This is a genomic window from Noviherbaspirillum aerium, from assembly GCF_008929045.1.
In the GTDB taxonomy this organism is placed as follows: Bacteria; Pseudomonadota; Gammaproteobacteria; order Burkholderiales; family Burkholderiaceae_D; genus Noviherbaspirillum; species Noviherbaspirillum aerium.
Genome location: NZ_VFAH01000017.1, coordinates 39,199 through 52,625, shown reverse-complemented (window position 1 = coordinate 52,625; position 13,427 = coordinate 39,199). Strand labels below are relative to the sequence as shown.

Sequence of the window (13,427 nt, the reverse complement as noted above, 5' to 3'; positions counted from 1 at the left end):
TGCTTATGACATTTTTCGAATTGAATATCGACGCGCTTGTTCACGCTGCGCGCGCAGACCAGCAGCCATCGCGCCTGTTCTCGGCCGCGGAGGCCATCGCTGAGCAAGTGATCGGCTTCAGGCTGTTCACAATCATGCTGTTCGACTCGCAGCGCTTTGAAGTGCAGCGGCTACACTCAAGCATGCCCGCCGTCTACCCGCTCGGCGGACGCAAGAAGAAGGCGGCGACCCCATGGGGCGAGCACGTGCTCATGCAACGCAAGGTGTACCGTGCAGAGCGTTTCGACGAAATCCTTATGATGTTCGACGACCATGAGACACTGCGTTCGCTCAATATTGGCTCGATGCTCAACATTCCAATTGCTTATGACGGTAAATGCATCGGCACGATGAATCTCAGCCATGAGGAGGGCTGGTTCACGCCTGACCACGAACGCCTTGGATTGCTCATCGGCGCCTTCCTCGTTGCGCCCTTGATGCAGTTGCAACAGCAGTCTGACTGTGATCTGACAAAGAAATAAACCACATGCCATTAATCCGCGTCGACATTGGTGAAGGACGTACGCTCGAACGGAAGCGGTCACAGCCACAGCGCCCGACGAAAGGGTTGAATTCAGTCACCGGCGCACGAAGTGATCGCGTGCAGCTGATCTTCGCCGATGTGGCAAAGGGAAATTGGTCGTATGCCGGCATACTCCATCGCGACAACAATCCGTGGTCACCGGCACCTGCCCAGACTATCCAGGTCTAGGCTGTGTTTGATAAGCGTTGCGAGCGGTTCGGATCGGCGCCGAGGAGCGCACGCGTACGCAGGGTACGCCGAGCACCGCAGGTGCCAATCGGGATCGCGCAGCAGCTTATCAAACACAGCCTAGAGCGGTTTCACCCTGACCTGCCTGCCGATCCCGGAAAGGTTGCTGCCGGCACCGCGTTGTGACTCCTTGCCATGGCTTGGCCATGTCGCGTCGTCACGCCTTGTTCCAGTTGCAATCTGCCTCGGCCTCGACTAGGCCGGTCAGGGTGAAAACGCTCTAGGGCTGCTCCCGGCCATGCTTATGTGTCGAGCCCCATCGAGAATTAGGCTGCGCGTTCAGTAGCGATGCGGATTATGGACTGATTGGTTTTCCGGTTAGACCGCCATTTATACATCGGCCTTGAATTAAAGGGATGTAATCGCCTGGCGGACCCTCGCCGCAAGGTCCATCAACTGGTCGCTTAATTCGTTACTGATCATCTCAGGCGCCAGTTGGGTCGAGACGCTCACATTCAGTACATAGACTGGGTGGCCTTCTACTACAATGGGCGTTGCCAATGCAACGACTTCCGGCTGCCAGGAAGCCACACAGTAGCCGTGCCGGCGCACGCTTTCGATTGCCTGGACAATCTCTCGTTCAAGAGAGCGCCATCCGGTCGGCCGTCGGCCCTTGAACTGCAATAGGAGTGCCTTCCGATCTGCCTCCGGTGCGGCCGCCAGATAGGCACGTCCCAGTGAAGTCAACTCCATGGGAACGCGCTGACCCGCTACGACATTGCGCAGCGTCGGCTTGCGGTTGTATCGCACCGATTCCAGATACACCATTTCCTCACGATCGGCTACTGCCAAGCCAACATTAATCTTCTTCCGTTCGGCGATGGCGCGCATCATGGGGCCGACCGCCTGCAGCACCGGCGAGCCGGAGCGCATTGCATGGGCAAAGCTCAGTACTGGAGCGGCGAGACGATAGGCGCGACGGCTGCGGTCGTATTCAAGCAGGCCGGTTCCCACAAGGGTCTGCGTCAGGCGGCTCACCGTTGCTCGCGACAACCCCGTACGCTCGGCCAACTCTCCATTGCCTAGCAGACTCGCTCCCGGCCGAAAGGCACGCAATATCTCGACACCCCGCTCAAGCGAACGATTCTGGGGCGGCTGTTCGAGCCTGGTTCGCTTCATCGATAGAACGGACATCTTATCCACTGGCAACTTCCCTTCAACTTGCAATTCCACTAGGTGGAAATCGTGGCCTCCATTGACCAATCTTACCGCATACACTGCCTGCATGGACAAAGAGCAGGGCTGCAGGTTGTTCACCACTGCACCTTTCTCCAATCCCATATCATTGAGGAGACATTCCGTGCAAACGCCATTGAACTTGAAGTCGTCGCTACGCAAATTTGGCCTGACTGTTACGCTCGCCGCCGCAGCGGCTGCCAGTGGCATTGCGGTTCCGTCCGCATTGGCCGCCTATCCTGAAAAGCTGGTACGCATCATCGTACCGTTCGCGCCCGGCGGGGGAACCGACCTGATTGCGCGAATCCTCGGTAGCGAGATGTCCAAGGATCTGGGGCAGTCAGTCATCATCGAGAACAAGCCGGGTGCCGGCACAATCATTGGAACCGATTCCGTGGCCAAGAGCGCCCCGGATGGCTACACGCTATTGCTGGCGACGTTCGCCCATGCCGTTAATCCTAGCCTGCAGCCGAAATTGCCCTACGTGACAGACAAGGCTTTTGCGCCAGTCATACTGATTGGGCGCTCCCCTAACGTTCTGGTCGTAAAGCCGGACAGCCCTTACAAAAGCGTCCAGGATATCATCGTCGCAGCGAAGGCTAAACCGGGCGGCCTCACCTTCGCTTCGCAAGGCAACGGCACATCGGCTCATCTTGCGGGCGAGCTATTCAAGAATCTCGCCAAGCTGGACCTGACACATGTTCCCTATAAGGGCGCCGGTCCGGCTCTGACCGATTTGATCGGCGGGCAGGTCGATATGATGTTCGGCACCGCCGCCGCGGTAGCGCCTTTCCTTCAAAGCGGGAAGCTGCGCGCCCTAGGCGTAACCACGACCCAGCGATCGCAGGCAATGCCAAACGTCCCCGCGATAGCCGAGAGCAGCGTGCCCGGATACGCTGCTGAGAGCTGGTATGGGTTGTATGCACCGGTCGGCACCCCGCCAGAGATCATCGCCAAGCTCAATGCAGCTGCCAAGAAGGCGATCCTTACCGAAACCTTCCGCAAGCAGGCCAAGGACGAAGGGGTGATCATTGCCGCTGGCGAGCCTGCGGAACTCGATACCTACGTGCGTGGCGAGGAAATCCGGTGGAGAAAGATCATCAAGGAAAACAGCATCACCGCCAACTGATTCTACCGATATTGCAAGGAATACCAACATGACCACCGATCTCATTGATCTGCAGATTCAATCCGGAATTGCCACCATTCATTTCAACCGCCCGGAAAAACGCAACGCGATGAGCGACGAGATGCGCACGCAATTCATCGTGGCGCTGGAGCGCGTTGCCACCGACAAGGCGATCCGCGCGCTGGTACTGACCGGCAACGGCAAGGGATTCTGCGCCGGCGGCGACGTCGCCGGCATGGAGCGCCGCATGCAGGCACCCGCCGGCGAAGTGGCGTTCAACGGCTGGAGCCGCCAGCAGCGTGTGCACTATACGATTTCGCTGTTGCACACCATGCCCAAGCCGACCATTGCCGCCGTCAATGGCGCGGCTTCCGGACTCGGTGCAGATACGGCGTTGGCTTGCGACTTCATCATTGCCAGCGACGCCGCTAGCTTTACGTGGTCTTATATCAACCGCGGCCTGATCCCCGACGGCGGAGGCATGTATTTCCTGCCCCGCCGCGTTGGCTTGGTCAAGGCGAAGGAACTGATCTTCAGCGGCCGCAAGGTGGAAGCCGAGGAAGCCCTGCGGATTGGCATCGCCGACCGGATGGCCGCTGCCGATACGCTGGTGGACGACGCCAAGGCTTGGGCATTGGAATTGAGCAAGGGCTCGGCCACCGCGCTGGCACTGGGCAAAACCATCCTGAATCAAAGCTTCGAGCTGCCGGCAGATCAGGTCTTCGCGCAGGGCAGTCAGGCGCAAGGTATTTGCTATACCAGCACCGAGCACCGCGAGGCGGTGATGGCATTCCTGGAAAAGAACGCTGCACGGTCGAGCAAGGAGTAAAGCACATGAGCGCCATTTCCTATCTGCTAAAACCACGCAGCGTTGCCGTGATTGGCGCATCTGCGGATGTGAACAAGACTGCAGGGCGGCCGGTATCGTATCTGCTCAAGCATGGGTTCAGGGGCAATATATTTCCGGTTAATCCAAGGGCCGACACCATCGCTGGCCTGCGCTGTTATCCAGATATTGCATCGTTGCCTGAAGTGCCCGACGTGGGTATCGTGCTGCTCGGTGCGGAGCGCGCGCACCTGGCGGTGCGCGACCTGGCCGCACGTGGCACGGCGGCAGCCATTGTGCTCGCCAGCGGCTATACTGAAACCGGTGAAGAGGGCATGCGCCGTCAGCGCGAATTGATTGAAGCCGCCGGCAAGATGCGGCTACTCGGCCCCAATACCATTGGCCTGGTCAATCTCACCGACGATATCGTCTTGTCTGCCAGCGGGGCCCTGGAAATGGATCATTTTCCGGCTGGCGCCATCGGCGTGGTGTCGCAGAGCGGCGGTATCCTGGGCGCCTTGCTGTCGCGCGCAGCGGCGCGCGGGATTGGTTTGTCCAAGCTTGTGTCCACCAGCAACGAGGCGGACCTTGACCTTTCCGACTTCGTCGATTATTTGGCCGATGATGATGCGACCCGGGTCATTGCCCTGTATATCGAGAGCGTTCGCAATCCGGACAAGTTCCGCGCCGCAGCGCTGAAGGCGGCGCGCGCCGGCAAGCCGGTCGTCGCCTTCAAAATCGGCCGGTCCGAAGCGGGTGCCAAGGCTGCGGTTTCGCATACCGGCGCATTGGCCGGAGCGGACCGCATGTATGACGCCCTGTTCAGGCAAGTCGGTATTATCCGGGCGCACACCTTCGGCGACTTGCTCGATATTCCAGCCGCTCTGGCGACCGGCCGCGTCCTGCGCGGCAATCGTGTGGCCATCCTGACCTCGACCGGCGGCGCGGGAACGCTGGTGTCCGACAGCCTGGGCGTGTCCGGCTTCGAGACCCCGGCTCCGGACGAGACAACTGCCGCCCGCCTGGGTGCGTTGCAAAGCGGGGATCAAGCTGCGCTCGACCGCAACCCGATCGACGTGACACTGGCGGGCCTGCAACCGGATCTGCTGCGCGGCGCAATCCAGACGCTGCTGGACAGCCCAAGCTATGACGCCTTGACTGTCATTGTCGGGTCTTCCGGCTTGGCGATGCCCGAACTGATGGCTGGCGCCATCCATGACTGTCTGCACACCAGCGACAAGCCAGTATTGGCATACGTCAGTCCACATGCGCCCGATGTGGCCGCTCTCCTGACTCAGCGCGGCGTGCCGGCTTTCATGGCGCCAGAGAGTTGCACGGCAGCGCTGGATGGGATGCTAAGGGCCGCTCGCTGGATAGCTCCGGCTGAGGATGCGGCCATGCCGGCGCAGGTGTCAACATCGGACTTTTCAGCGGGACCGCTGGATGAAGCCCAAGCCAAGCAATTGTTTGCACGATTCGGCGTGCCAGGCGTCCGTGAAGAGGTGGTGACGACGCCGGCCGAAGCCGAGAGGACTGCACGAGAGTTGAGTGACTGCGTGGTGCTGAAGATTCTTTCAAACACGATTACGCATAAAAGCGACGTCGGTGGCGTCGCTGTCAACCTTGCAGCGGAACGGGTTGGCGCACGCCTGACTGCGATGGCCGCCGAAGTCAAGGCCAACACCGGTATTGCGCCAGATCGTTTTTTGATTCAAGAGATGGTGACGGGCGGCATCGAGCTCATCTTAGGTTTCCATCGCGACCCGCTGGGGTCGGCGATCTTACTTGGCATGGGCGGCGTTACGGCGGAACTTTTCAAGGACACTACGATGCGACTGTTGCCGCAAACGGGTGGACTGAGCCGCACGGAAGCACTGGAGTTGGCACGAGAGCTCAAGACCTGGCCGCTTCTCGACGGCTTTCGCGGGCGGCCCAAGACCGATATCGATGCGCTCGTTTCTGCCATCGTTGCCTTTTCGGAGATGGCTGCGCACATGGGAGAACGTCTTATCGAAGCCGAGATCAATCCGCTGTTCGTTCTGCCACAAGGGCAGGGAGTGCGCGCGGCTGACGGCGTCGTTGTGCTCGGCAAGTGAGCAGGAAGCAGGGATGGCGGCCATAAATAGCCTTCAATCAGAGGTGACATTTTCCAGCGCGGCGGAAGTCGCGCAATACCTTGACAGCTTGGATGAGCTGTCACAGCGCTACGTTTCCCAGTTCGAAGGCCGCCGCATGGTTTGGCGCAGGTTTGGCGATGGGCCGTCTCTCGTCCTGCTGCATGGCGGTCATGGCAGCTGGCTCCACTGGGTGCGCAACATTGAAGCGCTGGCTGCCCGGTCTTCCGTCTGGGTCCCCGATCTTCCCGGTTATGGAGACTCGGATGCTGCCGCATCAGCCGAATTGGCCGCCATGGTGGAGCAGGCCATCGCTGGACTTGATTCGCTCCTCGGTGAGAAACGCAAGATCGATCTGGTTGGTTTTTCATTCGGCGGCTTGGTCGCTACGCAGATTGCCGCCCGGCGCGGCCAGGTTCGCCGGCTGGCGTTGCTGGGAGCGGCCGGACACGGCGGGCCGCGTCGTCCGCGCGGCAAGCTGTTGGCGTGGAGAGACGCGGCAGAGGCCCAAGACCAAACGAGGCTAAGCGCAACCATGCGTCACAATCTGGCAATGCACATGCTGCATGACGCTAGTCGCATCGATCTTCTGGCCACCCAGGTTCACACCAATGCCTGTATTCAGGCTCGCTTTCGCAGCAAGGAGCTTTCACGGGCGGGCGGTTTATGCGCCGCGCTTGAACAGGTCGATGCCAGAGTGCTTGCTATCTGGGGCGAACACGACGTGACAGCGGACCCTGAAGCGGCTATTCACATATTGACGGAAGTCTGTCCCGACATTCAGACACATATCGTGCCAGGCGCAGGCCACTGGGTGCAATACGATAGTGCGAATGAGGTCAATCACTTGCTGTTAGCCTGGCAGGACCAATAAGCAAATGGGAATCAGCAATGACTGGTCGTGCCGTAACAACGGACATGATTGGATAGGCGTAAGCGGGAGACGGGCGACAGTTCGCTCGGCACGGCGGTTCAGTTGCAAGGGGACTGCAAGTTCTGCCGATCCGATGCACTTTCAAAGCAATCTTCACTTGTGTTGACTATGTGCCATTGCTCCATCGGCCAGTACTGTTTCATAGAACTTGGAATTTCATTATCTATGTGCCATCTAATACGTTACGAAGAATGGGAAACCCACAGCTACCGTTCTTATTTAAGACATTCTGGCGATAATGTCACAAAACCAGTCGCCTAACGAAATTCGATACTGTACCAAGGCAGCATTGAGCGTTCTTTAGCAAAGTGGGTGCCGGGGATCGTTTTTCTTGGTGATACATCGAGAACTGTTTTCCGAACGTGCGCTGCACTCGCGCTCCAGGTCCCGATTTCTTTCAGCCTTTCCAAAGCGTATCTCGGCAGCCTTGCCTACCTTGTCCTTGCTGCATCGGTGTGTGCGTTTTTGCTCTACTTCGAGCTGATTCGACGCATTGGTCCTGCACGTGCGTCATTCTCGTTTGTCCTGGTACCCATCGTCGCCATCGCGATATCCGTCATGTTTGAAGGGCTGCCTTTGTCAGGTTATTTGATTATCGGCGCCATAACAGCCTTGGTGGGCAACTTGTTCATCTTGTCTCAACGCGTCAAACCCAGTGAGGTGAAAAAGACGGTGTAAGTGCCGAACGACCGGTATAGGCTCAGACATTCTCAACCCGAAAGACTCTGTCAGATCGGATCACAACGGAAACATATTGGGTATTTGTGCGGTACGAAATATGCGGTAGTCAAATCAAATGGCACCATCTGGCGCGGCCGGAGCGGAATTGCAGTCAACGTTTCGTTGCCGCGCTTTGATCACGGAGAGCGACAATCGTTGCAACAAGGTCGGATAGCTTGACAGGTTTGACAAGGTGACGATCGAACCCGGAATTCGCTGACTGCCACAGGTCGTTTTCGGTGCCATATCCACTTAGTGCAACCAGCGATATTGATTTTGTAATTGGACTGTTTCGAATCTGTTCAGCAACTTGATACCCATTCATACCGGGCAAGCCAATGTCGATGAATGCGATTTCCGGAAGCTCTTCTGCGGCAATACGCACTCCGGTCGCGCCATTATCTGCTTGCAGCACATTGTAACCGCTCGACTCAAGCATCATCGCGAAAAGCTCGCGTGCATCGTCATTGTCTTCGACAAGCAGCACTGATCCCGGTTTGAATCCATTCGTCTCTTCAGGCTCCAACACCTCATCATGCGGAGCTTCTTGCAGGGGAAAACGTAGGGTAAACGTGCTGCCGCTACCCAAACCGTTGCTCTCCGCTTCGATCGTGCCGCCATGCATGCCCACAAGTCCCTTCACTAACGATAGACCGATGCCAAGTCCACCACGAGATCGGTCAAGCGAACTGTCTGCTTGCACAAAGACATCAAATATCTTCGGCAGCAGTTCGGGCGATATGCCTATCCCATTGTCGCGCACGGTCAGTACCGCATGCTGCTCAATAGCTTGCAGCGATACCTGTATTTGTCCGCCGGACGGGGTGTATTTGACGGCATTGTCAAGAAGATTGGTCAAGATTTGTTCTGCGCGTACTGGATCTACGTCTGCCCATGCGTGCACTGTCGAGACAGTGAGTTCATGATCGCTGAGTCTGCCTGCGGCTTGAAGTGAGGCGACGCTATTTGCAACCAGGCGGCTCAGATCAAAACGTTGCGTTTTAAGAGAGAGCCGTCCAGTCAAGGCACGGCTAACATCCAGCAGGTCGTCGAGGATGCGTTGCAGGTGCGTCCCCTGTCGCTGCATCACCTTGACGGCCTTTGCCACTGCCTCACGTCCGAGGTTCAGTTCAAATACTGAAATTCCTGCTGTGATGGCATTGATGGGATTGCGCAGTTCGTGACTAAGCATGGCGAGGAAATGGTCTTTCGCCTTGTTCATCTCATCAGCAGTCAGGCGCGCCTGCTTCTCCGACTTCAACAGATGTTCGCGCTCTGCTTCCGCAGCTGTGCGAGATGCCCGCTCTTCGTCAAGGAGTGCGGCAGTATCGTTGAGCGCGGAATTCAAGCGGTCTACTTCCATGATGCGTGTCATCGCTGACCTAGTCGGCCGCAGGCCTTTTCCAAGCATGACGGCTGATTCGGCGGAATCGGTGATGGCGCGTACCAGACGGCGGCTGAAGTGTGCTGCAAAACCGACTCCGACTACCGAAGCAATGATCAGCCCACCGATCCACAGGAAAAGTGCGTGGTTGGTCGCTTTTTCTATGATGGCCACAGGCGCTCCGACGGCTACCGTCCACCCTGACACTTTTGACTGCGTGAATACGTCGAACACTTCAATGCCGTCGCTTGTGTGATGGTGCAAAGTGCCTTCGCGTTGTGCCGATATTGCAGCTTTCATTGAGGCGATCACCGGTTTTCCGATGTACTTCTCTGCTCGATGACTACGGCCGATGATCGTCCCGTTGCGATCAAACACGCCGACTAACCAGTCGGCAGAAATTTGTCGTGCGGCGAACGCTAAATGAAAGTGCTCCGGTAAAAAGACTTGTGACAGCACATATTTTTTCCCCGAAGGCAGAATAACCGGCATTTCCAGTGTGAGGACGTGCTGCTTGGCTCCTTGGCCGAAAAACAGGTTGGATGCCGTTATCTCTGTCGTTTCTAGTACCCTGAGAAGCTCACGCCGATCCCTGGCCGTGGAAATGGGGGTCCCATAGGGAACGCGCGTGTTGATGACCTGGTCGCCCTTGGCATCATAGAGAATGACCCAACCCGTCTCCCCGATATTCGCGACCTTCGCATGCTGGTAAAAAGCTGAAAAATCTTCCGCTTCCAGAAAGCTGGATGCAGCAAGCACCCGTAAAGCAGACTTGGCACTCGTCAGTTCCTGGTCAATGGCCAACGCGATGGAGCGGGCAATTTCCATCTGGTTTTCTTCTGACGACCGATGAAAAGCGTCGTGGAGGCGCGCGACCGCAAGTCCGGAGAAGACTACCACGGGAATCAGAATGATCAGTGCAAGCGACAGCAAGTAGCTACGGACTTTCATTGCAATTTTGTAATGTTGTTGGGCTGGGCAGATATGCGCGTTTTATGAGGCCCCTGATTGTATGTGAATTTCCATTCCTGCAATTTCTTTCATGTAAATGTAAAGGGCATGTTTCATGCCTTTGGCGATACGTCAGGCGGTCCGCGATCATTCAGGCATAGCTGGATGGTGCATCAATGCAGTGACAAAGCGATGGCATTCTTCTGACAGCACCCCAAAGCGGAGTGGAACGCGAAGTAGCAGCCAAGCCACTGATAATGGTGGTGGACGCCGCCGCTGACAGTGTCTACGCCCTTGCCACAATTTAAGAGATGTGGGGCTATCGGTCCGTTGTCGCGACTGTTCCGTACACAGCAATCGCACTAGCCAAGGGCGAACCGGTCGACCTGTTCAAACTGGACATCGGGATGCCCGGGATGGATGGCTATGAACTCGGCGCGGCCCTCAAGGAGGAATACCCCGTTGCAGGTTTTATTGGCAAAAGCGCCTGGCCCAGAAACTTGAGGAGGGAAGCAGCGCGAGCATTTGCCTTCCATGCCCACGTCCAAAAGCCGATCGGCTTCACGACCCTTGAAAAACTGATACCAGTCATACTGGCCAGAAAAACTGGGTTAGGCACATGCCGGGCTAGACTTGAAATCCTACGCCGACCCGGTCGAGTATAACTTCGTGAATCAACCAAGGCTCCATCAAGAATCGGAGCCGATGCAGCGTACCTCATTCATCGTGCAGTCGCCTAGCGGCCTGGCATGGCATGTCAAACGTTGACCGTCGGTTTTCTGGAAGAACGACTGGAGGTTAAGGGTTAATTTTTGACGGCCAGAACTTGGCAACCACGGTCTGCTTCAACTGATATCAAACATCATAAAAGGATGGTGCCGGCCTCGCAGGAAGCGCATTAAAAAGCCACCCATCAAGATGGGTGGCCGATTGTTCCAAACCTTATGAAATCGCGGAAAGTTACCCTTGGCCATCCAGGTAGAGTGGACAAGCCTGCTTGAATTTCAAAGTTCTTAAGTTCTTAATTTGTTAAATTCTTGGGCCTATCTCTCCTACGGTACGGGCAGAAGTTGCACGCTGAGGCGCTGTTCCTGGTTCGTGGCGTCGAACACCACGCCGGAGGGCCAGTTCGGCCAGGCTGCGATGCCCAATTGCGGGTTATGCGGATTTCCTGTGGCAGCGAAGCTCCTGATTGTCGTCATCATGGAAGCCGACAGTTGTTCCCGGCCGGGACGGTTCACGTCGTTAAAAGCGAAAGAAAAGAAGCTGCGCCCGAAATTGCCAAACCAGAAGGGCAGGTCCAGTGCATGCACCGCGCCATAGACGTTCCTGAACGGCGCGGGCTCGTTTCGCCAATCGAAGCGGTAGTACCAGGTCTGGCTGGGCTGCTGAGTTGCAAGGGTGTTCAGTGAAGCCAGCGTCAAGGAGGTAAATACTCCTGTGGTCAATCCATACGCGACACTGTTCCATCCGGTGCCGGGCTGCTCGACAGGCAGGTGCTGCGGCTGGATGAAGTCCGCATCCCTCAAGGCGGTCGCCACGTTCGGATCGAAGTTATACATCATCGTGAACCGGTCATAGTCAGTTGGCTTATAGGCGCCGACCAGTCCGCCGAACAGTTTGCCCTCCTCAAGCGTATTGCCGGCCAGCATAGGCACCCGGTTGTAGCGGCCCGCGGCGATGGCAGTATGCGGAGCCCAGGGGATGACGTAGTTGTCGGTCAGCACCGCAGGCGCATCAGGCAGTTTGCTGGCGATGGCGACCCGGATCATCTCGTCCGGTGTCTTGGAACGCAGGTATGTAGCGATCTGCGAAGCGGTATGCGTCGCGACGTAGAGATCCGCACTGACATCGTCCGAGGCTCTTCCGTCCGCAATCAGAAGTGCGCGCAGCAGTTTCTGGGCATAATCGCGCGAGTCCGAAGGCGTCTTGACCGACAGGCCGCCGCTCATCGATACGGCTTTGTGCATGAGTCCGCTGGCAAGCGGCGAAACCAGCAATGCCCAGACATTCACCGCTCCTGCTGATTCGCCCATGACGGTGACGTTCGCGGGATCGCCGCCGAAGGAAGCAATGTTATTTTGAATGAATCTCAACGCCTGGATCTGGTCGAGAGTGCCGAAGTTGGCTGAATCCGATGCGGGTTCGCCCGTTTTGAGCTGCGCCAGGTCGAACCATCCAAGCAGGCCCAACCGGTAGTTCAATGTCACGACAACCGCACCTGTCCTGTTTGCCAGGGCAGCGCCGTTGTACATGGGGTCCGCCGAGTAGCCCACCACGTTACTGCCGCCGTGGATGAACACGATGACCGGAAGCGGCCCTTCAGCAGCGTCAGGCCGCCAGATGTTGATCGTCAGGCAGTCCTCGGCGCCGACCGGCTTGCCAAGGCCGTCACGCACCGACAGGCTATATGTTCCGGTGTCGGGAGCGGGACTGAACATTCTTCCGCCCTGGCTGCATGAGGGGCCGAAGGCTTTCGCCTGGCGCGGGCTGGACCATGCATCGGGTTCTACAGGCGCCTGCCAGCGCAGCGACCCCGTCGGTGGCTTTGCATAGGGGATGCCCAGCCATTGCAGTGAACCCGTCGCCTCGTCGTGCGTGCCGATCACGTCTCCATACCTTGTTGCGCGGCGAAGCCCATTGTCGCTGGTCACAGAGGACACCGGCATCAGCCTGGTGCCCTGGCCCGGTGTGCCCGTAGCCGATTTCGAGTCACCGCCGCAGCCCTGGAGCATCAACAAGAGAACAGAGGCAATACCGACCGAACGCGTCATGCAACGAATCATCATGCTAACTCCAGTTCATTTAATGGTTGGAATCCTGCTACTGGTCGATTCTGACAACATGAAACGACGGGTTGTATGTCGTACGTCGAACCGGAAGTCCGCAGCAGTTGCTATTTCTTAAGTCGTCTAGGTCATCTGATCTGCTCCGCGTTACCAATCCGGCCATGGCGCCATGGTGCCGCATCTTCAGGCGATGATATGACTTAACAATACTTCGCAGGCCAGGGTAATTCCATGTGCATATCGCACATCATTCACCGGGCGCATGTGTGGTGAAGTGCTATCGCTCCTGCCTGCCCCAGGGTTCGAGCTATGCGCTGCCGGCACAAGCAATATTCATGATCCAACCCGTGCCTGTGGTTGAAACGCTTTATCGCGTTGACCCATAGTCGTTCCTCATGCTGATATCTGGTGCCGACAGCGTATGACCCAGCTGCAGGAGTGACCAGCAGAGAAATCAAACTGTGGAATCAAGTGCCATGCCCATCACCGGGGGGATGAGCCCACCCCGGAATGATCAATGGTTGAGCACTGCCGCCCTTAGGTCATCATCTTCGGCAGAGTAGCCGCCAGCGCATCCACTGTCACGTGGATAC

11 protein-coding genes are annotated in these 13,427 nt (G+C 57.4%); 8 read left to right on the top strand and 3 right to left on the bottom strand.

Annotated features, from left to right (window positions below):
- Positions 1-5: 5 nt before the first annotated feature.
- Both FH061_RS20980 and FH061_RS31820 read left to right on the top strand, forming a co-directional pair.
- Positions 6-521: a GAF domain-containing protein gene (locus FH061_RS20980; RefSeq protein ID WP_151637788.1), complete on the top strand. Its 516-nt coding sequence runs from the start codon at positions 6-8 to the stop codon at positions 519-521.
- A 5-nt stretch (positions 522-526) separates the two neighbouring features.
- Positions 527-751 carry a tautomerase family protein gene (locus FH061_RS31820; RefSeq protein WP_151637787.1) on the top strand — a complete coding sequence of 75 codons (225 nt, stop codon included), beginning with the start codon at positions 527-529 and terminating at the stop codon, positions 749-751.
- A 408-nt stretch (positions 752-1,159) separates the two neighbouring features.
- Here the strand turns inward: FH061_RS31820 and FH061_RS20970 are convergent, their stop codons facing one another.
- Positions 1,160-1,945, bottom strand: coding sequence for an IclR family transcriptional regulator (locus FH061_RS20970; protein WP_192805182.1), 786 nt, complete (start codon positions 1,943-1,945; stop codon positions 1,160-1,162).
- A gap of 211 nt (positions 1,946-2,156) precedes the next feature.
- Between FH061_RS20970 and FH061_RS20965 the strand changes: the two genes are divergently transcribed.
- From FH061_RS20965 to FH061_RS20945, 5 genes are all read left to right on the top strand, one after another.
- Complete coding sequence (locus FH061_RS20965; RefSeq protein ID WP_225984787.1) at positions 2,157-3,116, top strand: tripartite tricarboxylate transporter substrate binding protein; 960 nt, start codon at positions 2,157-2,159, stop codon at positions 3,114-3,116.
- A 28-nt stretch (positions 3,117-3,144) separates the two neighbouring features.
- Entirely contained in the window at positions 3,145-3,945 is an 801-nt protein-coding gene (locus FH061_RS20960; RefSeq protein WP_151637785.1) for an enoyl-CoA hydratase/isomerase family protein, read from the top strand.
- Positions 3,946-3,950: 5 nt separating this feature from the next.
- Positions 3,951-6,038, top strand: coding sequence for an acetate--CoA ligase family protein (locus FH061_RS20955; protein WP_151637784.1), 2,088 nt, complete (start codon positions 3,951-3,953; stop codon positions 6,036-6,038).
- Between the two features lie 13 nt (positions 6,039-6,051).
- Positions 6,052-6,930, top strand: coding sequence for an alpha/beta fold hydrolase (locus FH061_RS20950; protein ID WP_225984777.1), 879 nt, complete (start codon positions 6,052-6,054; stop codon positions 6,928-6,930).
- Positions 6,931-7,302: 372 nt separating this feature from the next.
- A complete protein-coding gene (locus tag FH061_RS20945; protein ID WP_192805173.1) occupies positions 7,303-7,668 on the top strand; it encodes an EamA family transporter in 366 nt (121 codons plus the stop codon).
- Between the two features lie 154 nt (positions 7,669-7,822).
- Here FH061_RS20945 and FH061_RS20940 read toward each other — a convergent pair whose 3' ends face one another.
- Entirely contained in the window at positions 7,823-10,045 is a 2,223-nt protein-coding gene (locus tag FH061_RS20940) for a hybrid sensor histidine kinase/response regulator (protein WP_151637782.1), read from the bottom strand.
- A 311-nt stretch (positions 10,046-10,356) separates the two neighbouring features.
- Here FH061_RS20940 and FH061_RS31815 point away from each other — a divergent pair, with 311 nt between their 5' ends.
- Positions 10,357-10,710, top strand: a complete 354-nt coding sequence (locus FH061_RS31815) for a response regulator (protein ID WP_151637781.1) — start codon at positions 10,357-10,359, stop codon at positions 10,708-10,710.
- A gap of 387 nt (positions 10,711-11,097) precedes the next feature.
- On the opposite strand, the gene FH061_RS20930 is transcribed toward FH061_RS31815, so the two are convergent.
- Positions 11,098-12,834, bottom strand: a complete 1,737-nt coding sequence (locus FH061_RS20930; protein ID WP_151637780.1) for a carboxylesterase/lipase family protein — start codon at positions 12,832-12,834, stop codon at positions 11,098-11,100.
- Positions 12,835-13,427 lie beyond the last annotated feature (593 nt).

What these genes read in the sequence shown, in the direction of transcription:
- FH061_RS20980 (WP_151637788.1), top strand. Translation starts at nt 6, where the DNA reads ATGACATTTTTCGAATTGAATATCGACGCGCTTGTTCACGCTGCGCGC.
- FH061_RS31820 (WP_151637787.1), top strand. Translation starts at nt 527, where the DNA reads ATGCCATTAATCCGCGTCGACATTGGTGAAGGACGTACGCTCGAACGG.
- FH061_RS20970 (WP_192805182.1), bottom strand. Translation starts at nt 1,945, where the DNA reads ATGTCCGTTCTATCGATGAAGCGAACCAGGCTCGAACAGCCGCCCCAG.
- FH061_RS20960 (WP_151637785.1), top strand. Translation starts at nt 3,145, where the DNA reads ATGACCACCGATCTCATTGATCTGCAGATTCAATCCGGAATTGCCACC.
- FH061_RS20955 (WP_151637784.1), top strand. Translation starts at nt 3,951, where the DNA reads ATGAGCGCCATTTCCTATCTGCTAAAACCACGCAGCGTTGCCGTGATT.
- FH061_RS20950 (WP_225984777.1), top strand. Translation starts at nt 6,052, where the DNA reads ATGGCGGCCATAAATAGCCTTCAATCAGAGGTGACATTTTCCAGCGCG.
- FH061_RS20940 (WP_151637782.1), bottom strand. Translation starts at nt 10,045, where the DNA reads ATGAAAGTCCGTAGCTACTTGCTGTCGCTTGCACTGATCATTCTGATT.
- FH061_RS31815 (WP_151637781.1), top strand. Translation starts at nt 10,357, where the DNA reads ATGTGGGGCTATCGGTCCGTTGTCGCGACTGTTCCGTACACAGCAATC.
- FH061_RS20930 (WP_151637780.1), bottom strand. Translation starts at nt 12,834, where the DNA reads ATGATGATTCGTTGCATGACGCGTTCGGTCGGTATTGCCTCTGTTCTC.